This is a genomic window from Paenibacillus barcinonensis (assembly GCF_003217495.1).
Lineage (GTDB): Bacteria > Bacillota > Bacilli > Paenibacillales > Paenibacillaceae > Paenibacillus > Paenibacillus barcinonensis.
Window position 1 is genome coordinate 1 of sequence record NZ_QJSW01000012.1, and the last position, 19,196, is coordinate 19,196.

A 19,196-nucleotide genomic window follows, 5' to 3' on the forward strand; every position below is an offset into this window, starting at 1 on the left:
AATAAGCAAGCTAATGAGCGTAAGTTTCGTTTCGAATCTAGTTTTCAGAGAACAACACTCTGAACGAAGTGAAAATCGGTACATCACCGAGTGTGTGTATGATTTTCAGTTCTCTAATGGATATGGAAAGAAGATAAACTTCGATCCAATCGCGTTTGGTGGCGATGGCGGAGGGGTTCCACACGTACCCATCCCGAACACGACCGTTAAGCCCTCTAGCGCCGATGGTACTTGGACCGCAGGGTCCTGGGAGAGTAGGACGCCGCCAAGCAAAGAACCACTGCCGATGATATTCGGTGGTGGTTTTTATTTTTTTGAAAAGCGAATCTGGCTTGCCCTGAACAGCACATTACTAATGTGCTGTTTTTTTGTTGTAAGCTGGCCTGCCATAAATGTAATACAGTTCTTTTTAAAAATTAGTACCAAGTACTAAGACTTAGTGCTATAATAAGAAAAAAACGAATGAGGTGATCTCTGTTATGAATCATCAATCTATGGCAACAATAACGGCAATGGGTACGTATGTACCGGATCGAATCCTGAATAATGCAGATTTAGAGAAATTGGTCGATACGAGTGACGAATGGATTGTGCAACGAACAGGTATGAGAGAACGTCGGATTGCGGCAGAGCACCAGTTTGTATCCGATTTGGCTACGGAAGCTGTGAAGGACATGGTGCGTCGTTATAAGGTTGATATCACTGATGTAGATATGATTCTTTTTGCTACGAGTACACCAGAGTATTCCTTTCCAAGCTCGGCTTCCCGCCTTCAGGCTAATCTGGGTATTCCGAACACAGGAGTCCTTGATCTAAACGCAGCTTGTGCTGGCTTCACCTATGGTATGCAGCTGGCTGACAGTCTGGTGACCAGTGGCATGTCCCGAAAAGTGCTGGTCATCGGGGCGGAGACCCTATCCAAAATAACGGATTATACCGATCGTACAACCTGTGTGCTGTTTGGAGATGGAGCTGGTGCTTTTCTGGTGGAGCGTGCTTCGGGTCAGGGGGATTTTAAGTCCATCGTTTCAGGTACTCAAGGAGAGGGCGGAATGCATTTATACAAAAGTGGACTTTCTACAGAGATGAATGGTCAGCCTTTGAATGCAGAGGGCAAGCTGGTGCAGAACGGAAGAGAGGTTTATAAGTGGGCAGTACGGATGGTCCCGGAGCAATTAGCTGAGCTTATTAAAAGAGCGGATATGTCAGCTGAACAGATCGACTGGTTTGTTCCACACAGTGCAAACATGCGTATGATTGAAGCGATGTGTGAGCGAGGTCCAGTTCCTCTGGAGCGTACACTTACGAGTATGGAGTATCGCGGGAATACATCTGCCGCCTCGATTCCACTTGCACTGCAGATCGCAGTAGATGAAGGGAAGCTAAAGCACGGGCAGAACGTTGCGTTGTTTGGTTTTGGAGGCGGGCTGACGTATTCGGGGCTGGTTGTTCGATGGGGCGTGCCGGACTTTGAATAATTTTAGGAAACGTAACTGATAGCACTATGCATCTGTTATCGTTATTCAGATTCATCTGGAAAAATACATGATTACAGGCTTCACTAACAGCCTGCATGAATATAAAAGTACACCCGCCCGCAAAGATGCGGAAGGGTGTACTTTTTGATTAAAACTGTGCACAAGTCAGATAAAAAGATACAGATGATTTCATTCCATCAGCGATTGGTAATCAATCCTAAGGCGTTAGCTTCGGTGCATGACGGTGGTGAGTGCCTTGCTCGTAGCTGTAGGCCAGCTTGATTAACGTACCTTCGTCAAAGGCGCGGCCCAGGAATTCCATGCCTACAGGCAAGCCATCCGTTGTGAATCCGGCTGGCACCGTAATGGCCGGGAAGCCGGAGAACGGGCTCAGACGGTTGTTGGCGCCGGAGGTTTGACCTTTGCCGATCACGCTAGCGGCTTGTGTCGATGTAGGGTAGATGATCGCATCGAGATGATTGTCTGCCATCACTTTCAACAAGGAATCACGAGTGATTTGGGTACGCTTCAGAACGATATCTTTGTATTCTGTCGTTTCCAACGTATCACGGGCATCCCGTGCCTTCATGGCTTGCTCCTGAGTTTTATCAAACTGACCGGATGCAATAATTTCGGACAGACTGTGATATGGCGCTTTGTCACCCAGAGAATCCAGGTAATCATTCAATTGGAATTTGAATTCATAGCCGCTAAGGCTTGGATATTTGTTGATTTCCGCAAAGTTTGGAATGGAAATCGGTACGGCAGTTGCCCCAAGGGACTTGAGCTCCTCGACAGCGGCGTTGATGACATCAGCAACGGCTTTTTCTTCCGCTTTGGTGCTTGGAATGAGTTCGGGAGCTACACCAATCCGGGCACCCTTGAGTCCGTTCACATCCAGGAAATCGGTGTAACTGGATGGAATTTTGCCTACAGCATAAGCGGTGGCAACATCCTTTTTGTCATAACCAACGGTAGCATCCAGCATAATCGCTGCATCAGTCACGGTACGAGCCATCGGTCCGCCAACGTCCTGAGTAAGTGCGAGAGGGATGATGCCTTCACGGCTGGACAGGCCAATCGTTGGACGAATGCCGACGAGACTGTTAAAGCTGGACGGGATGCGGATGGAGCCGCCTGTATCGGTACCCATACCAGCCGCCGCAAAGTTTGCAGCAATCGCGGCGCCTGTTCCGCCGCTAGATCCACCTGGATAATGGTCGAGAGCATACGGGTTCAACGTTTGTCCACCGAGTGAACTGGAGGTTGTAATGCCAAAAGCAAACTCGTGAAGGTTCGTTTTGCCTAAAATAATAGCCCCCGCTGCCTTCAGCTTCTTCACCTGCTCCGCGTCATGCGCCGGGATGGAGTCCTTGAGGCAGATACAGCCCGCAGTGGTTGGCATATCTTTGGTATCGAAATTGTCCTTCACCAGAACCGGAATACCGTGAAGGGGTCCACGAGGTCCTTGAGCTGCACGCTCTTCATCCAGTTGCTCCGCAATTTTGAGTGCGTCCGGGTTCAGGTTCAGGACAGCATTAAGACTTACGCCTTTATCATCGTATTTGGAGATACGATCCAGATAATGCTGTACCAGCTCTTTGGAGGTCAGCTTGCCTTGAGCCATGGCGTTTTGCATATCCATGATCGTGGCTTCCTCGAGCACAAACGGTTTTATGTAGTTATAAACGCGATCCTTCAAAATGGAGATGTCGCTCGCTGTAAGCACAGCGTTCGGCAGGAAAAGAGAGTCCGTGTAGCCTTTCATCAGTCCGGCGGCATTCAGGGCACCGACGGCACCTGCATATTCGGACTGATCCGGCACATCCTTAAAGGATTCCGGGGCAGCGTCCAGCTTGAGCCATTGCTGCAAGGCGAGTGCAGCATCTTTGCGTGATAGTTTCGCTCCGGAGAGCTTGTCCATGGTGAATGGCACACCTGCAAGTGTAGCGGCTTCTTCCATGGCCTGAACGAAGGCTGCGGCACTAACTGGCGCTTTCCCTGCAAGGGCGGCGACAGTTGAGGTTTGGCTTGCAGGAGTTGCTGCGGCGGCGAAAGCCGAAGGTACAGCAGTTCCTCCCCACGATGCGGCAACCATTGTTCCCGCGAGTAATAAGGCACCGCCTTTTTTCAATACAGATCCATGATAAGTCATGCATCCACGCTCCCTTCCTGTGTCTGAGATGATGTGTGTGTAAGCAATCTCTTGTATATGCTTTTGCACATCTTATATTTATGTCATGTAATCTTACAATGTTAATATTTATCCGAAAAAACGCATACATATTGATTTTATGTTATTTTATCTCACATTTACTCTTTGTTTCGTTAAAGTGGAGAAAATTGAATATAACCTGAAAATGAAGTCCATACGATAATATATGACGTAGATATGACATATAATGTTTGTAATCAGGGCACTACAAAGGTGCATACAACTGGAATGCTGGCCGAAGAAAGATATGAGTTGCTGAAACATGCTTCCGTTTGAAATGATATAATAGACAGATCGTTCACCGCAGATGATTAAAGTTTGGCAAAGATTTTGACGTTTGGATAGAAAGGAAGAGATACAACGTGAAGACATTGGTACTCGCAGAGAAGCCCTCCGTAGCACGGGAGATTGCCCGGGTGATGGGTGCGCGTGATAAACATAAAAGTTATATGGAAGGTCCGAAATACATCGTAACGTGGGCGCTGGGGCATTTGGTGGGCCTGGCAGAGCCGGAGGATTATGATAAGAAATATGCCACCTGGAATCTGGAGGATTTGCCGATTTTGCCTGAGCGAACGAAGCTGAAGGTGCTCCGCGAAACGAACCACCAATACAAGGCGGTACAGCAGCTGATGAAACGTCAGGATGTAGGCGAGCTTGTTGTTGCAACCGATGCGGCCCGTGAGGGGGAACTGCTGGCAAGGTGGATTATGCAGATGGCTCAGTGGAAAAAACCGTTCAAACGTCTCTGGATATCATCCCAGACCGATAAAGCGATCAAGGACGGATTCGCCTCGCTGAAGCCAGGCAGCCAATTCGATCGTCTGTATGAATCCGCACGCTGTCGTGCTGAGGCTGACTGGATGATTGGCCTTAATGTGACACGTGCACTCACGGTGCGTTTTAATGCGCAATTGTCGGCAGGCCGTGTACAGACGCCAACACTTGGTATGATTATGGATCGTGAGAATGAAATTAACGGCTTCCGCTCGCAGGAATACGAGACGTTAACCGCAGATTTTGGGGAATTTCAGGCCGTGTGGCGGGCAGCTGGCGGGGATTCCAGAATCTTCGACAAGCCGGACATGCAGCAGCTGAAGCAGCGTGTGGAAGGACGCAAGGGTACGATTGCCCAGGTGAAAAAAAGCGAGAAGGTCGAGCCGCATCCACTGGCATATGACTTGACCGAGCTGCAGCGGGACGCGAACCGTAAACACGGCTTCTCCGCCAAACAGACCTCTAACGTGTTACAGCGTCTGTATGAGCAGCATAAGCTTGTGACCTATCCGCGTACAGACAGCCGTTATCTGACTTCTGATATGACTGGAACGCTGAAAGAACGGCTGGAGAGTGTCGCAGTGGGACCTTATGCATCTCTGGCTCGTCCGCTGCTGCGTAAAAACTTGAACATTACGAAGCGAATTGTCGATGACAGCAAAGTAACGGATCACCATGCAATTATTCCAACCGAGCAAACGGTGCTCTTGAATCAGCTAAGTCCAGAGGAGCGCAAATTATATGATCTGATCGTACGCCGTTTCATCAGCTTGTTCTATCCGGCAGCCAAGTACGATTCCGTAGCCGTTATGGTACAGGTAGGACAGGACTCCTTCCATGTGAAGGGCACAACGGTTAAGGACAGCGGCTGGCGTGAGGTATATGGCGGTGATTATACGGATGATGATGATGACCGTGCAGATGACGCTGGTGACCATGAGCGTGCACTGTTGCCGGACTTGCAACAAGGTCAGTCGGTTACACTACAGCGCTGCCATATCAAGAGTGGACGCACAATGCCGCCAAAGCGGTATACCGAAGCGGCTTTGCTATCCCAGATGGAAAAGCACGGACTGGGTACACCGGCAACACGCGCGGATATCATCGAGAAGCTGGTTAGCTCGGATACGATTGATCGTCAGGGCAACAGCCTGCATCCAACCGGTAAAGGGAAACAATTGATTGAGCTTGCTGCACCACAGCTGCGCACACCAGAGCTGACGGCCCGCTGGGAGGCTGAACTGGAGCGTATCGCGCGTGGACAAGGTAAACCTGGCCCGTTCCTGGATGGTATTCGTTCTATGGCGAAGGAACTGGTATCTACCGTGAAAAGCAGTAAAGCCGAATACAAGCCGCACAATGTAACCAACAGCCACTGCCCGGACTGTAATGCCAAGCTGCTAGAGAAGAAGGGGAAGCGCGGCAAGTTCCTCGTATGTCCTACAGAGGACTGCGGGTATCGTCGTTCCAATGAGAAGCGGATGTCCAACCGCCGCTGCGCACAGTGTCACAAAAAGATGGAGATCAAGGAAGGTAAAGCGGGTCTATATGTGCAGTGTCTGCCATGCGGCATTACCGAAACGCTGGATAAAGACAAGCAGCATGTGAACAAGCGTGAGCAGCAAAAGCTGGTGCAACAATATGCCAAGCAGGAATCCATCGGCTCCAATCTGGGAGACTTGCTGAAGGCAGCTATGGAGAAACAAGGGAAATAGATGTGAGCCATATGCAGCAGAAGGTTTTTGAGAGGCTGAATTCAAATAGCCGTAGTTTATCCGTCTTTGCTTGCTTATGTTCAATAGTGCTTAACAACAAAGCGGTTACGGTACTCCTTAGGTGTGAAGCCTGTATGCGTGCGGAATACCTTGATGAAATAACTTTGATCGTGAAAATTCAACAACGAACAGATCTCACTCGGGCGATAATCTGAGAAAAAACAATGAGTGTCTTGGCCTCTTCAATTCGCTGCCTTTGGATAAAAATGCGAAGCGCCTCTCCAGTCTCTTCCTTGAATTTACGGGAAAGATAGGAGGGGCTTATTTGCAGATGTGCAGACAGTACAGCTAGACTCAGATCATCATAGATGGTGAGGCAGTGTTTGAATATATCAAGCAGCAGGACGCTGATGCATGCAATGTATTTGATACGTACTGCACACAGATCGCGGTTCAGATTATGAATATGCAGTATATTTTGGACCGTGAAGTATTTGCCATTGGTGGGGGCATTAGTGCACAACCTATTGTGCTGGAGCGGATCCTCAGATTACAGCCTGTACGTTTGGTAATGATGCGAACCTGCAAGGAGCGCTATACCATTTCCTGAACAGTCGCGGGACTTTGATAGGGACCTCTACAACTTAAGCTTTAACAGGTCTCCTCCTTCGTATAAGATATCCTGTTTTCAGGCAACGTAAGCGGAGGAGGTGAGCCTTTAGATGCCGCATAACAAACCGAAGAAACGTCATAATCAGCAGAACAAGGACAGTATCCGTGAAGAAAGCATTGCAGTAAGTCCCGAGAAAGCAGCTAAACGGGTGCCAAGTCTGAACGGTATTCCCAAACAGGAGTCATAGTTGTTACGGCAGTAGCCGGGAGTAAGGAACGAAAGTAACCGAGGAGAGCACACCCGAGACATAAGCTGAAAATAGTTGTGCCCGTATTGCGGCTCTCTGCCCGCGTTGATCATCTGCCTGCCTTGGGATTATAATGGAGTCAGGGAGATGTCCCGGGACAGGGGGACCGCTAAACGTATATGCAGACCGGACTTATTGTATGGTTCATCTTTATTAATGTTGTGGCATATCTGGTGATGTCGGATGACAAGCGTCGCGCACAGCAGCGGCGAGACCGCACGCCTGAACGAACGTTGTTTTTGCTCGCTTTTATCGGCGGTGCATTGGGCGTCTGGATTGCGATGTATCGGAAAAGGCATAAAACGAAACATGTCAGCTTTACCCTGGGTATTCCGTTGCTCGTCTTTTTGAATGCAGTGTTGTATGGTTACTTTTTGCAATAGTGATGTCAATGTCCTTAGGCTGCTTTATCCGTAAAACGATTGTCTGCTCAGGGGATGCGCTATCGGTTTATTGTGTAAATTATTTCATAACAAATTGGTTCATTTGCACCCATGAAGGGTTAAGAGGTTACATGGTTTCCGATCTATGACGGAGTTCGATGTCAGACCGAGGCTTGCTTCGGATTTCTACATATATAAGGAAGGGACGGGATTAACATGTTATTTTCCAAAATTTTAGTGGCGTATGATGGATCAAAAGCTTCGAATAAGGCTCTGGATCGTGCGATTGAGCTTGCGAAGGCATCGCCGGAGGCTGTACTGGATGTCATTCATGCGTTTGACTTTCCGCGTGTCTTTATCGGAGAAGGGCTTGCACCACTCCCGCCTTCACTCAATAACGATTATTACAATCTGGCTGTGCAAACGACGGATGAAGCCAAAGAACGGGTTCAGGCTGCTGGTGTTACGGCAAATGTGGATCTGATTCAAGGTGCACCCGCCGAGGTGCTGCTGGATTATGCCAAAGAGAACGGGTCGGATATTATTGTAATTGGTTCGCGCGGTTTGGGCGGAATCCGCGAGTTTGTACTGGGCAGTGTCAGCCACAATGTGGTACAGCACGCTCAGGTGCCTGTGTTGATCGTGAAATAAAGCGGAATGTGCTGCATTCTCGCAAGTAACAAGCCGGTTGCCTTCAATGGATTGAGGAGGAGCCGGCTTTTTCCTTTTTTCGAAGTTGCTGGTGAGGCCGTTTTCACTGAAATTAGGAGTTTAATGTATGGGTGTGCTCTAATTCCCGAACATTATATTTGTCAATATGTTAAATGTTCGTCTTTAAGTTGACATTCGCTGTAGGGGATTGTTAGAATGTTAGATGTGTCGATCAGGTTAAAATAAGGTCGAGTAGGAACGAAAGCTGTATGATTATGGAACAAAGTAATGAAGCAGGATGGAATAGATATTTGCTCGTATAACGCCGGGAATAGGGCCCGGAAGTATCTACCCGGGAACCGTAAATTTCCGGACTACGAGGAGATACGGCTGAGAGTCGCATGGATCAAATGCGGACAGCAAGCCCCTTTGGCATGCCCAAATGAGGGATACGTATTTCTTGGAGTCCGGTGTCCGGAGAACATGTGATGTTTTCGAGGGTAGCGGACTTTTTCGTTTTTTATTTCAGATGGGAGTGGGATGTATTCATGTCAGTGCAAGTCGCTGTAATTATGGGCAGCAAGTCGGATTGGGAAACGATGAAACATGCGTGCGAGGTGCTGGACGAGCTTGAGATCGGTTATGAAAAAAAGGTCGTCTCTGCGCATCGTACACCGGATTTGATGTTTGAATATGCAGAACAGGCGATTGACCGTGGCTTCAAGGTCATTATCGCAGGTGCAGGTGGAGCGGCACATCTTCCTGGTATGGTAGCCGCCAAAACGATGCTTCCAGTCATCGGAGTGCCTGTTCAATCCAAAGCATTGAACGGTCTCGATTCCTTATTGTCCATTGTGCAGATGCCTGGCGGCATCCCGGTGGCGACGGTGGCGATTGGCAAAGCAGGTGCGACTAACGCAGGTTTGCTTGCAGCGCAAATCATTGGTGCATTTGACCCTGAGGTGCAGCGCCGCTCCGAAGCTCGCAGAGAACGGATCAAACAAGAAGTACTGGAAAGCAGTGATGAGCTATGAGTAACGAAGCAACGAAGTTGGGCAGAGGAGCAGGACAATTACAGCCTGTGTTGCTGCCCGGACAGACAACTATCGGTATTCTTGGCGGTGGACAGCTTGGACGTATGATGACACTTGCCGGAACGGCGATGGGATATCGTTTCATTACCCTTGACCCGACCCCGGATTCACCTTGTGGTCAGCTCGCACAGCAGATTCAGGCTGGATACGATGATGTAGAGGCGGCAAGGGAACTTGCGCAGCAATGTGATGTCATCACATACGAATTCGAGAACGTAGACGCTGAGGTGGCAGCATTACTTGAGCGTGAATCTTTTGTGCCGCAAGGCAGTGCTCTTTTATATACAACCCAGCATCGTTTGCGTGAGAAACGCGCCATTGAGGCAGCGGGTGTTCGAGTAGCTCCGTATCGCGAGATTACCAGTCTGGATACGATGACAGCGGCGGTTCGTGAGCTGGGCGTTCCGTGTGTATTGAAGACGGTGACTGGTGGCTACGACGGTAAAGGTCAGCGGGTCATCCGGGCTGCAGCTGAAGCTGAGACAGCGTATGAAGAGCTGGCAGCGACTGGCGCAGAGCTGGTGCTGGAGCAGTTTATCAAGTTTGAATGCGAGATTTCGGTTATCGTTGCTCGCAGCACAAATGGAGAGATCAAGACGTTCCCGCCTGCGGAGAACATTCATGTGAATAACATTTTACATGCGTCCATCGTACCTGCACGAGTAGCCACGGACATTCAGCTTGAAGCACAGAAGCTTGCGGCAGCCGTTGCCGAATCCATGCAAGCTGTTGGCTTGCTGGCCGTAGAGCTGTTCGTAGCCGCGGATGGGAGATTGTATGTGAATGAACTCGCGCCAAGGCCGCATAATTCGGGACACTACACGATGGAAGCTTGTGCAACATCACAGTTTGAGCAGCATATTCGTGCGATTTGCGGTTTGCCACTTGGGGATACAACGCTGTTAAGTCCCGTCGTTATGGTCAATGTGCTTGGTGAGCATCTGGAAGGGGTTATCGCAAGAACGGGGCAGCCCGATGAAGAGGCGATGGAACTGGGTGTGATCTCCAAGCTTCATATATATGGCAAGAGTGAAGCGAAGACCGGTCGAAAGATGGGGCATGTGAATCTGCTTTGTCAGGACATCGAAGAAGGATTGCAATGGATCGAACAAACTAATCTATGGAGGCATACAAATTCATGATTGAACGTTATAGCAGACCCGAAATGAGAGCCATCTGGACCGAAGAGAACAAATTCCAATCGTGGCTGGAAGTTGAAATCTGTGCATGCGAGGCGTGGGCCGAGCTTGGAGTTATCCCGAAGGAAGATGCAGCGCTGCTTCGTCAGAATGCTTCTTTTGATATCGACCGGATCTATGAGATTGAACAGGAGACACGCCATGACGTCATTGCATTCACACGTACCGTATCCGAGAGCTTGGGTGCAGAGCGCAAATGGGTACACTATGGCCTGACGTCCACAGACGTGGTTGATACGGCACTGGGTTATGTGCTGCGTCAAGCGAATGAAATTTTGGAAAAAGACATTATGAATTTTATTGAAATTTTGCGTGAAAAGGCACTGACTTATCAGCACACGCCTATGATGGGACGTACACATGGTGTGCACGCAGAGCCAACGACATTTGGATTGAAAATGGCGCTGTGGCATGAAGAGATGAAGCGTAATCTGGAGCGTTTCCGTCATGCGGCTGATGGTGTACAGTTCGGTAAAATCTCCGGTGCAGTTGGAACCTATGCCAACATTGACCCATTCGTTGAAGAGTTTGTCTGCAAGAAGCTGGGCACGAAGCCTGCGCCAATCTCCACACAAACATTGCAGCGCGACCGTCATGCGGAATACATGGCAACACTGGCACTGATTGCAACGTCCTTGGACAAGTTTGCTACGGAAGTGCGTGCACTGCAGAAGAGTGAGTTCCGTGAAGTGGAAGAAGCTTTTGCAAAAGGTCAAAAAGGATCTTCCGCAATGCCGCACAAGCGTAATCCGATCGGCAGTGAGAACATCTCAGGTCTGTCCCGTGTCATTCGTGGACACATGGTTTCGGCATATGAGAACGTAACTTTGTGGCATGAGCGCGACATCTCGCACTCTTCCGTAGAGCGTGTGATTCTGCCGGATGCAACGATGCTGCTGAACTACATGCTGAACCGCTTCGGCAACATTGTGAAAAACCTGACGGTCTTCCCTGAAAATATGAAACGCAACATGGAGCGCACATTTGGCGTGCCATTCTCTGGTCGTGTCATGACCAAGCTCATCGACAAAGGCTTCAGCCGTGAGCAAGCATACGATACCGTGCAGCCACGTGCGATGCAGGCATGGGAAGAACAGCGTCAATTCCAGGACATCGTGAAATCCACTCCAGAAATTACGGCCGTGCTTAGCGAAGAGGAAATTGCAGATGCATTCAATCCATCCTGGCATCTGAAGCATGTCGATACGATTTTCAAAAAACTCGGCTTAAACGATTAATATATATTCCCTATTAGGCTAGAGGGCAGAATGATGGACTAGCAGGGAACGCAGAGGACAGAATGACTCCCCTAGAAGTATAGGTTCATTATGTGTTCACGCTGGAACGGAGAAGGCAGAAAAAACCTGAAGAAGCGAAGCTACAAGCTTTCTGAAAGAAAGCTGCATCGGAAGCATATGCTGAGCCTTTATCACCGGATTTTCCCTTGAGAAAGGAGAACAGAAAATTCGGGGATAACAGCGATCGGAAGGTTCTTCTGCATTCGGAGTGACCCCGCGTGATGAGGGGAATTGGACGTATACTTTACATCTCCTGAAAGAAGGTGACCCCATGGCACTGTCCACGGCGGCAGATCTTGTTAAAGCACCTTTGTTATACAAAGGAAAAGTACGCGAGCTGTATGATCTTGGAGAGCATTATCTTATCGTGGTAACGGACCGCATCTCGGCATTTGATTATGTGCTGGACCCGGCGGTTCCCGAGAAGGGCAATGTGCTGAATCAGCTCAGCAGCTTCTGGTTTGAACTGACAGGTAGCATGATGGATAATCACGTGGTGCATACCGACGTGAATCAGCTGGGAGACCTTATCACAGATCCTGAGTTGCTTCAAAACCGCATCATGGTTACACGCAAGGCCGAGCGCATTGATATTGAATGTGTGGTGCGTGGATACATCACTGGAGGCGGCTGGAGACAGTATGAGGCAACCGGAGAGGTCAATGGTATCAAGCTGCCGGAAGGCCTGCGCAAAAACGCCAAGCTAGCAGTGCCGATCTTCACACCAGCAGCCAAAAATGATGTTGGTCATGATGAAGACATTCCGATGGAGCGTATGAAGGAGCTTGTCGGCGACGCGCTTGCGATTGAGCTTCAGGAAAAAAGCCTTCGCCTGTACGAGTTCGCACGAGATTACTGCGATCAACGCGGCATCATTTTGGCAGACTGCAAATTCGAGTTTGGCATTGTGGATGGCAAGGTGATCCTGATTGATGAAATCTTCACCCCGGATGCTTCCCGCTTCTGGGCAAAAGAAAACTATGCGCTTGACATTGAGATCGACAGCATGGATAAAGAGCCTGTCCGTACCTATCTTGCGGGCACAGATTGGGACAAAAACAGCAAGCCTGACCCGCTACCACAAGAGGTTGTAGAAGCTACAACAGCTCGTTATGTCGATATTTATAACCGTTTAACGAAATAATAAAGTGAGACGTTTGAGCGTGTGCTCCGGGAAAGTTTGATTAAGAGACGTTTGAGCGCGAGCTCCAGGAAAGTTTGGCTTTCGATCGCTGTTGCCCCCGGAATGTTTGGATTCGTCTCCTTTTTTCAAAAGGACACATTCCGGTTGCAAAGGCGAACGCTCCGCTTCTCCAGCTCAAATCTTTCCCTCCGCCAGTGTTCAAACTGGTGGATGAGGTAATTAAGGCACAGGCTTCACCAAGTAGGAAGCCTGTAAATGATGCAAAGGAAAAGACTGAAAATCATTGGTTACTAAAGGAATTTAAGCATGTCTATGTGTGATATGGCTGGTTTTTACCGTTGTCCACCGAAGCGAGCGTCCCAAGGCAACCACTTTTACTACCCGCTGAGCAACGTAAAGGGTTTAGGCCTTTAAAAAATTGCCGCAGGATCAAGCTCAGGGGTGGAATGGTTCACGAAGGAGCGAAGCGTCCGCCTTTGTTCCCGGGTTTTGACCGCAGCGCGGGCCAAAACAAACCAAGAAAAACCTGGGAACAACCAGCGGCCGGAGGAAGCATCCACACCGAAGCGAGCAGCGTCCCAAGGCAACCACTTTTACTACCCGCTGAGCAACGTAAAGGGTTTAGGCCTTTAAAAAATTGCCGCAGGATCAAGCTCAGGGGTGGAATGGTTCACGAAGGAGCGAAGCGTCCGCCTTTGTTCCCGGGTTTTGACCGCAGCGCGGGCCAAAACAAACCAAGAAAAACCTAGGAACAACCAGCGGCCGGAGGAAGCATCCACACCGAAGCGACCGTCCCAAGGCAACCACTTTTACTACCCGCTGAGCAACGTAAAGGGTTTAGGCCTTTAAAAAATTGCCGCAGGATCAAGCGCAGGGGTGGAATGGTTCACGAAGGAGCGAAGCGTCCGCCTTTGTTCCCGGGTTTTGACCGCAGCGCGGGCCAAAATGAATCAGAAAAACCCGGGAACAACCAGCGGCCGGAGGAAGCATCCACACCGAAGCGACCGTTCCAAGGCAACAGCATTTTTTTTAACAGCATAAAGCATTTATCCCGTTCATTACTGAGGAGGAACTTCGAATCATGATCAAAGCAACCGTATATGTCACTATCAAACAAAGCGTACTCGACCCGCAAGGTGTAGCCGTTCAAGGAGCCCTGCATTCCATGGGATTCAACGAAGTGGAAAGTGTACGGATCGGTAAAGTCATGGAACTCAATCTGGATACAACAGATCGTGTGGAAGCGGAGAAACGATTGAAAGTGATGTGTGAGAAGCTGCTCGCCAACACCGTTGTTGAAGATTACCGCTACGAATTGGAGGCTTAATCTCATGAAATTTGCAGTTCTTGTGTTCCCTGGCTCCAACTGCGACATCGACTGTTACAAAGCGGTCGAAGATGCGATTGGACAAGAAGTGGATTACGTATGGCATACAGCTACAGATCTGTCGGCGTATGATTGCATTCTGGTTCCGGGTGGCTTCTCGTATGGAGATTACCTGCGTTGCGGAGCAATTTCACGTTTTGCACCAGTAATGAACGAAGTGGCAAAAGCGGCTGAGCAAGGCAAATATGTTCTTGGCATTTGCAACGGATTCCAGATCCTGACGGAAGCAGGCCTGCTCCCAGGTGCATTGATCCGTAACACGTCGCTCAAATTCCGTTGCCATGACACGGTGCTCAAAGTGGCTAACGCAGACACCCCATTCACACGTGACTACGCACCGGGCGAAGAGATCATCATCCCGATTGCTCATGGTGAAGGCAACTATTACTGTGATGAAGCAACACTGGCAAGCTTGCAAGCAAACAATCAGATTGTATTCACATATGGCAACAATCCTAACGGTTCCCTCGGGGATATCGCAGGGGTCTGCAACGAAGCTGGCAACGTAGTCGGCATGATGCCGCATCCAGAGCGTGCAGTGGATTCACTGTTCGGCTCGGAAGACGGCAAACGGATGTTTACATCAATTTTGAAAGCATGGAGGGATCGGCATGACGCAGCAGCTATCCGCTAAGGAGCCAACAGCAGAACAGGTCGCAGAACATAAACTTTACGCACAGATGGGCGTGTCTGATAGCGAATATGAGCTGATCTGTGAGTTTATGGGTCGCAAGCCAAACTACACGGAAATCGGTGTATTCAGCGTCATGTGGTCCGAGCACTGCGCCTACAAAAACTCCAAGCCGCTCTTGCGTCGTTTCCCGACAAGTGGCCCGCGTGTTCTGATGGGACCAGGTGAAGGAGCCGGAATCGTGGATATTGGTGACAACCAGGCCGTTGTTTTCAAAATTGAAAGCCATAACCACCCTTCCGCGGTAGAGCCTTATCAAGGCGCGGCAACAGGTGTGGGCGGTATTATCCGTGATATTTTCTCCATGGGTGCAAGACCGGTAGCGCTGCTGAACTCTCTTCGTTTCGGTAAGCTGGAGAGCGAGCGCGTGAAATATTTGTTCGAGCATGTGGTAGCGGGCATTGCGGGATACGGTAACTGTATCGGGATTCCGACCGTTGCAGGTGAAGTGATGTTTGATGAGAGCTATGAGGGTAACCCGCTCGTTAACGCAATGTGTGTCGGTCTGATTGATCATGACAAAATCCAGCGTGGTGTAGCCAAGGGCGTAGGTAACCCGGTGTATTACGTTGGTCCACCAACAGGTCGTGACGGTATTCACGGTGCAACCTTTGCATCTGTGGAGCTGACAGAGGAATCCGAGTCCCAGCGTACAGCGGTTCAGGTCGGTGACCCGTTTATGGAGAAGCTGGTTATGGAATCCTGTCTGGAATTGATTGATACAGGCATCGTGCTTGGTATTCAGGACATGGGTGCAGCAGGTCTGACATGCTCCAGTGCGGAGATGGCAAGTAAAGCAGGTAACGGTCTGGAGCTGTATCTGGATCAGGTGCCGCAGCGTGAAGAAGGCATGACGCCTTACGAGATGATGCTTTCGGAGTCTCAGGAGCGGATGCTGTTTGTCGTTGAACCGAAGGATGAAGCGCAAGCGTTGGAGATTTTTGAACGCTGGGGCGTGATCTGCGCCAAAGTCGGTAAAGTGACGGATGATGGTCGTCTGAAGCTGATCCACCACGGCGAAGTCGTTGGCGATATGCCAGTAACGGCACTCGTTGATGAATGCCCGGTGTATGACAAACCATCTACAGTACCTGCATATTATGAGCAAAGTGCTTCCATCGACACGCTTCGTTATGACGAAGTGTCGGATCTCGGCGGTGCACTGAAACAAGTGCTGGCTTCCCCAACGGTGGCGAGCAAAAAATGGGTTTATGATCAATATGATTACATGGTGCGTACAAGCACAGCCGTTCGTCCAGGCTCGGATGCAGCAGTGGTGACGATTCGTGGTACGCGCAAAGGTCTTGCGATGACGACAGACTGTAATGGCCGTTACGTGTATCTGGACCCTGAGGTGGGCGGACGAATTGCCGTGAGTGAGGCAGCACGTAATATCGTATGTTCCGGTGCGGAGCCACTTGCGATCACGGATAACCTGAACTTCGGTAACCCGGAGAAGCCGGATATTTTCTGGCAGATGGAAAAAGCTGTTGACGGTATGGCGGAAGCTTGCCGTGTGCTGGATACGCCGGTTATTGGCGGTAACGTAAGTTTGTACAATGAAAACGCCAAAGGCTCCATCTATCCAACGCCAGTGGTCGGTATGGTAGGTCTCGTTCATGACACGGATCATATTACGACACAGGCTTTCAAATCCGAAGGAGATGTCATCATCCTCCTCGGTGAAACCAAAGCAGAGCTCGGCGGAAGCGAGCTGCAATACGCCGTACACGGCGTGACAGAAGGACGTCCGCCACAGCTTGACCTGAACACGGAGAAGGCATTGCTCAGCACCGTGCTGGAAGCCATCCAATCCGGTCTCGTTCGTTCGGCGCATGACTTGTCCGAGGGTGGTCTGGCGGTGGCACTGGCAGAATCCTGCATCAGCGGCAACGTGGGCGCACAAGTGAATGTTGAGACTGCACTGCGTGCAGATCACGCGTTGTTCAGTGAGAGCCAATCCCGTATTTTGCTGTCGGCTTCGCCGCAGCAAGCGGGCAAGCTGGAAGCCTTTGTGCGTGAGCGCGGAGTGCCTGTAGCTGTCATTGGACGTGTAGAAGGAAGTCACCTGGCGATTGATTTGAACGGAACATCAGCCGTGAACGAACCTGTAGGAAGCTTGGCAAAGGTCTGGGAGGATGCGATTCCATGTCTCATGAACTGATGACGGGACAATTGTGGACAGGCGATTATTATAACGAAGGGTCCGGCAAGGAAGGACTCGACAAATTAAAGGAAGAATGCGGCGTATTCGGGGTGTATCGTCACCCTGATGCGGCTTCTCTTTCTTATTATGGTCTGCACGCACTCCAGCATCGCGGGGAAGAGAGCGCGGGCATGTGTGTAAGCGATGGTACACAGTTTAACTACCATCGTGGCATGGGACTGGTGAAGGAAGTGTTCACCAAAGACCTGATGCAGACACTGACGGGTGATATCAGCATAGGACATGTGCGTTATTCCACGAGTGGAGACAGCAAGCTGACGAATGCACAACCGCTTGTATTCAAATATCGGGATGGCGACTTGGCCGTTGCAACGAACGGAAACATCGTGAATGCACCAACGATCCGGCGCGAGCTGGAGCAGAGCGGTTCTATTTTTCAGACGACGAGTGATACGGAAGTTATTGCTCACTTGATTGCACGTTCTCCAAAAGGACTTGTGGAGGCGGCAAAAGATGCATTTCAACGTATTGTCGGCGGGTATGCCTTCCTGATTATGACGAATGACAAGCTACTGGTTGCTTCTGATCCGCATGGACTTCGTCCGTTAACGATGGGCAAGCTGGGGGATGCGTATCTGTTTGCGTCCGAAACCTGTGCGCTTGAAACCATTGGCGCAGAGCTGATTCGTGATATTCAGCCTGGTGAATTGCTTGTGCTGGATGCAGATGGCTTGCATGAGGATCGTTTTGACGATCATAAACACCGTAAGGCGCTGTGTGCGATGGAATACATTTATTTTGCTCGACCGGACAGTGATATGAATGGAGCCAATCAGCATGCTGCTCGTAAACGGATGGGCAGCCGGATGGCGATTGAATCGTTTGTGGATGCGGACTTGGTTACGGGGGTACCAGATTCCAGCATCTCGGCGGCGATTGGATACGCTGAACAGACGGGCATTCCTTATGAGATGGGTATGATCAAAAATAAATACACCGGACGTACATTTATCCAGCCAAGCCAGGAGCTGCGTGAGCAGGGCGTGAAGATGAAGCTCAGCGCAGTGCGCCGCGTTGTGGAAGGTAAACGTGTAGTCATGATCGACGACTCCATCGTTCGTGGTACGACGTCTCGCCGGATCGTGAATATGCTGCGTGACGCAGGGGCAACCGAAGTACATGTACGCATTACATCACCACCATTCAAAAATCCATGCTTCTATGGTATTGATACACCGGATAGCCGTGAACTGATTGCTTCCTCTCTGTCGGTAGAAGAGATTTGCCGCGAGATTAATGCGGACTCGCTGGCGTTTCTCAGCCCGGATGGACTGATTGCATCCATTCAGGGAGATAATCAGGATGATTATAAAGGTGGTTTGTGCCTGGCATGCTTCGATAATGATTATCCGACCCGTCTGGACTTTGATGGCGAAGAGAAATTCGGATGCAGCTGTTAGGAGGTTAGGCTTATGGCTAGAAAAAGCTATAATGAAGGCGACATTTTTGTGATTCCCATGCATGACGGACGGCTTGCAATCTGTCAGATTGTATGTGCACTGAGAGATCGCTTCAAAAAAGCTTTTTCGTTCGGCGTGATGAGCATTCAGCGTGACGAAACTGTAAGTTTGGAAGACGGCGATTTCCTTGTCTATTCTTATGGTAAACGTAAGAGCAGCGTGATCTTCACTTCACCCAAGCTGCTGAAAGATGGCACATGGAGCATTGTTGGTAACATCCCGCTAACTCCGGAGAAAAAGGAACTGCAAGTATTCCAGTGCGCTGGTGCGGTATACAACGGTGACGAATACATTCGAATGATTCCACCGGAAGAGTACAGCCAGTACATTACAATGGGCGTAGCTGGATTCGAGTTGGTACAGAATCATCTGTTAGAGATGAGCAGCAATAAATGAGTTGGACTTTTCATTTACACAAAACGAAGAGGACAGAAAAAACCTGAAGAAGCGAAGCGTTCGCCTAAAAGCTTTCTGCAAGAAAGCTACATCAGAAGCATACGCTGATCACCGGATTTTCTCCTTACAATAATGGATTGAAAAATCCGGGGATAACAGCG

Annotated in this window: 17 protein-coding genes, 1 rRNA gene and 1 riboswitch; of the genes, 16 read left to right on the top strand and 2 right to left on the bottom strand. The window is 49.7% G+C overall.

All coding sequences use genetic code 11. From position 1 onward, the window contains the following. The first annotated feature begins 154 nt into the window (after window positions 1–154). Together rrf and DFQ00_RS17750 are read left to right on the top strand one after the other, a co-directional pair. Window positions 155–271, top strand: a 5S ribosomal RNA gene (rrf, locus tag DFQ00_RS17745). Between the two features lie 208 nt (window positions 272–479). Then, the gene (locus DFQ00_RS17750) at window positions 480–1,478 is read left to right on the top strand and encodes a ketoacyl-ACP synthase III (protein WP_110897826.1); all 999 of its coding nucleotides are present in this window, start codon (window positions 480–482) and stop codon (window positions 1,476–1,478) included. 217 nt (window positions 1,479–1,695) lie between these two features. On the opposite strand, the gene DFQ00_RS17755 is transcribed toward DFQ00_RS17750, so the two are convergent. Continuing rightward, window positions 1,696–3,633 carry an amidase family protein gene (locus DFQ00_RS17755; protein ID WP_110897827.1) on the bottom strand — a complete coding sequence of 646 codons (1,938 nt, stop codon included), beginning with the start codon at window positions 3,631–3,633 and terminating at the stop codon, window positions 1,696–1,698. A gap of 422 nt (window positions 3,634–4,055) precedes the next feature. Here DFQ00_RS17755 and DFQ00_RS17760 point away from each other — a divergent pair, with 422 nt between their 5' ends. After that, window positions 4,056–6,185, top strand: coding sequence for a DNA topoisomerase III (locus DFQ00_RS17760; protein ID WP_110897828.1), 2,130 nt, complete (start codon window positions 4,056–4,058; stop codon window positions 6,183–6,185). An 80-nt stretch (window positions 6,186–6,265) separates the two neighbouring features. Here the strand turns inward: DFQ00_RS17760 and DFQ00_RS30325 are convergent, their stop codons facing one another. Further along, entirely contained in the window at window positions 6,266–6,370 is a 105-nt protein-coding gene (locus tag DFQ00_RS30325) for an AraC family transcriptional regulator (RefSeq protein WP_167433760.1), read from the bottom strand. Between the two features lie 194 nt (window positions 6,371–6,564). On the opposite strand from DFQ00_RS30325, the gene DFQ00_RS17770 reads away from it, so the two are divergent. The 13 genes from DFQ00_RS17770 to DFQ00_RS17830 all read left to right on the top strand — a co-directional run bounded on the left by DFQ00_RS17770 (window position 6,565) and on the right by DFQ00_RS17830 (window position 19,035). Then, window positions 6,565–6,795, top strand: a complete 231-nt coding sequence (locus tag DFQ00_RS17770; protein ID WP_244213909.1) for an ROK family protein — start codon at window positions 6,565–6,567, stop codon at window positions 6,793–6,795. Between the two features lie 112 nt (window positions 6,796–6,907). Next, window positions 6,908–7,045 carry a hypothetical protein gene (locus DFQ00_RS29255; RefSeq protein WP_167433761.1) on the top strand — a complete coding sequence of 46 codons (138 nt, stop codon included), beginning with the start codon at window positions 6,908–6,910 and terminating at the stop codon, window positions 7,043–7,045. Between the two features lie 179 nt (window positions 7,046–7,224). Continuing rightward, window positions 7,225–7,488 carry a DUF1294 domain-containing protein gene (locus tag DFQ00_RS17775; protein WP_110897830.1) on the top strand — a complete coding sequence of 88 codons (264 nt, stop codon included), beginning with the start codon at window positions 7,225–7,227 and terminating at the stop codon, window positions 7,486–7,488. Between the two features lie 216 nt (window positions 7,489–7,704). Next, window positions 7,705–8,139 carry a universal stress protein gene (locus DFQ00_RS17780; RefSeq protein WP_110897831.1) on the top strand — a complete coding sequence of 145 codons (435 nt, stop codon included), beginning with the start codon at window positions 7,705–7,707 and terminating at the stop codon, window positions 8,137–8,139. A gap of 295 nt (window positions 8,140–8,434) precedes the next feature. Next, window positions 8,435–8,536, top strand: a riboswitch (purine riboswitch). 151 nt (window positions 8,537–8,687) lie between these two features. Beyond that, window positions 8,688–9,173, top strand: coding sequence for a 5-(carboxyamino)imidazole ribonucleotide mutase (gene purE / locus DFQ00_RS17785; RefSeq protein WP_110897944.1), 486 nt, complete (start codon window positions 8,688–8,690; stop codon window positions 9,171–9,173). Beyond that, window positions 9,170–10,375 (top strand): 5-(carboxyamino)imidazole ribonucleotide synthase, encoded by a 1,206-nt coding sequence (purK, locus tag DFQ00_RS17790; protein ID WP_110897832.1) that lies wholly within the window; start codon window positions 9,170–9,172, stop codon window positions 10,373–10,375. The genes purE and purK overlap by 4 nt, the downstream gene beginning before the upstream one ends. Then, window positions 10,372–11,670, top strand: coding sequence for an adenylosuccinate lyase (purB, locus tag DFQ00_RS17795; protein WP_110897833.1), 1,299 nt, complete (start codon window positions 10,372–10,374; stop codon window positions 11,668–11,670). Before purK ends, purB begins: the two co-directional genes overlap by 4 nt. Window positions 11,671–12,001: 331 nt before the next feature. After that, the gene (locus tag DFQ00_RS17800; RefSeq protein ID WP_110897834.1) at window positions 12,002–12,874 is read left to right on the top strand and encodes a phosphoribosylaminoimidazolesuccinocarboxamide synthase; all 873 of its coding nucleotides are present in this window, start codon (window positions 12,002–12,004) and stop codon (window positions 12,872–12,874) included. 1,081 nt (window positions 12,875–13,955) lie between these two features. Further along, complete coding sequence (purS, locus tag DFQ00_RS17810; RefSeq protein ID WP_110897836.1) at window positions 13,956–14,201, top strand: phosphoribosylformylglycinamidine synthase subunit PurS; 246 nt, start codon at window positions 13,956–13,958, stop codon at window positions 14,199–14,201. A gap of 4 nt (window positions 14,202–14,205) precedes the next feature. Next, window positions 14,206–14,895 (top strand): phosphoribosylformylglycinamidine synthase subunit PurQ, encoded by a 690-nt coding sequence (gene purQ, locus DFQ00_RS17815; RefSeq protein ID WP_110897837.1) that lies wholly within the window; start codon window positions 14,206–14,208, stop codon window positions 14,893–14,895. After that, complete coding sequence (gene purL, locus DFQ00_RS17820) at window positions 14,873–17,116, top strand: phosphoribosylformylglycinamidine synthase subunit PurL (RefSeq protein ID WP_110897838.1); 2,244 nt, start codon at window positions 14,873–14,875, stop codon at window positions 17,114–17,116. The genes purQ and purL overlap by 23 nt, the downstream gene beginning before the upstream one ends. After that, a complete protein-coding gene (purF, locus tag DFQ00_RS17825; protein WP_110897839.1) occupies window positions 17,101–18,579 on the top strand; it encodes an amidophosphoribosyltransferase in 1,479 nt (492 codons plus the stop codon). Before purL ends, purF begins: the two co-directional genes overlap by 16 nt. A 12-nt stretch (window positions 18,580–18,591) precedes the next feature. Further along, entirely contained in the window at window positions 18,592–19,035 is a 444-nt protein-coding gene (locus DFQ00_RS17830; protein ID WP_110897840.1) for an immunity 26/phosphotriesterase HocA family protein, read from the top strand. The last annotated feature ends 161 nt before the right edge of the window (window positions 19,036–19,196 follow it).

What these genes read in the sequence shown, in the direction of transcription:
- DFQ00_RS17780 (WP_110897831.1), top strand. Translation starts at nt 7,705, where the DNA reads ATGTTATTTTCCAAAATTTTAGTGGCGTATGATGGATCAAAAGCTTCG.
- DFQ00_RS17830 (WP_110897840.1), top strand. Translation starts at nt 18,592, where the DNA reads ATGGCTAGAAAAAGCTATAATGAAGGCGACATTTTTGTGATTCCCATG.
- purS (WP_110897836.1), top strand. Translation starts at nt 13,956, where the DNA reads ATGATCAAAGCAACCGTATATGTCACTATCAAACAAAGCGTACTCGAC.
- purK (WP_110897832.1), top strand. Translation starts at nt 9,170, where the DNA reads ATGAGTAACGAAGCAACGAAGTTGGGCAGAGGAGCAGGACAATTACAG.
- purL (WP_110897838.1), top strand. Translation starts at nt 14,873, where the DNA reads ATGACGCAGCAGCTATCCGCTAAGGAGCCAACAGCAGAACAGGTCGCA.
- purF (WP_110897839.1), top strand. Translation starts at nt 17,101, where the DNA reads ATGTCTCATGAACTGATGACGGGACAATTGTGGACAGGCGATTATTAT.
- purE (WP_110897944.1), top strand. Translation starts at nt 8,688, where the DNA reads ATGTCAGTGCAAGTCGCTGTAATTATGGGCAGCAAGTCGGATTGGGAA.
- DFQ00_RS17800 (WP_110897834.1), top strand. Translation starts at nt 12,002, where the DNA reads ATGGCACTGTCCACGGCGGCAGATCTTGTTAAAGCACCTTTGTTATAC.
- DFQ00_RS17755 (WP_110897827.1), bottom strand. Translation starts at nt 3,633, where the DNA reads ATGACTTATCATGGATCTGTATTGAAAAAAGGCGGTGCCTTATTACTC.
- purB (WP_110897833.1), top strand. Translation starts at nt 10,372, where the DNA reads ATGATTGAACGTTATAGCAGACCCGAAATGAGAGCCATCTGGACCGAA.
- purQ (WP_110897837.1), top strand. Translation starts at nt 14,206, where the DNA reads ATGAAATTTGCAGTTCTTGTGTTCCCTGGCTCCAACTGCGACATCGAC.
- DFQ00_RS29255 (WP_167433761.1), top strand. Translation starts at nt 6,908, where the DNA reads ATGCCGCATAACAAACCGAAGAAACGTCATAATCAGCAGAACAAGGAC.
- DFQ00_RS17775 (WP_110897830.1), top strand. Translation starts at nt 7,225, where the DNA reads ATGCAGACCGGACTTATTGTATGGTTCATCTTTATTAATGTTGTGGCA.
- DFQ00_RS17750 (WP_110897826.1), top strand. Translation starts at nt 480, where the DNA reads ATGAATCATCAATCTATGGCAACAATAACGGCAATGGGTACGTATGTA.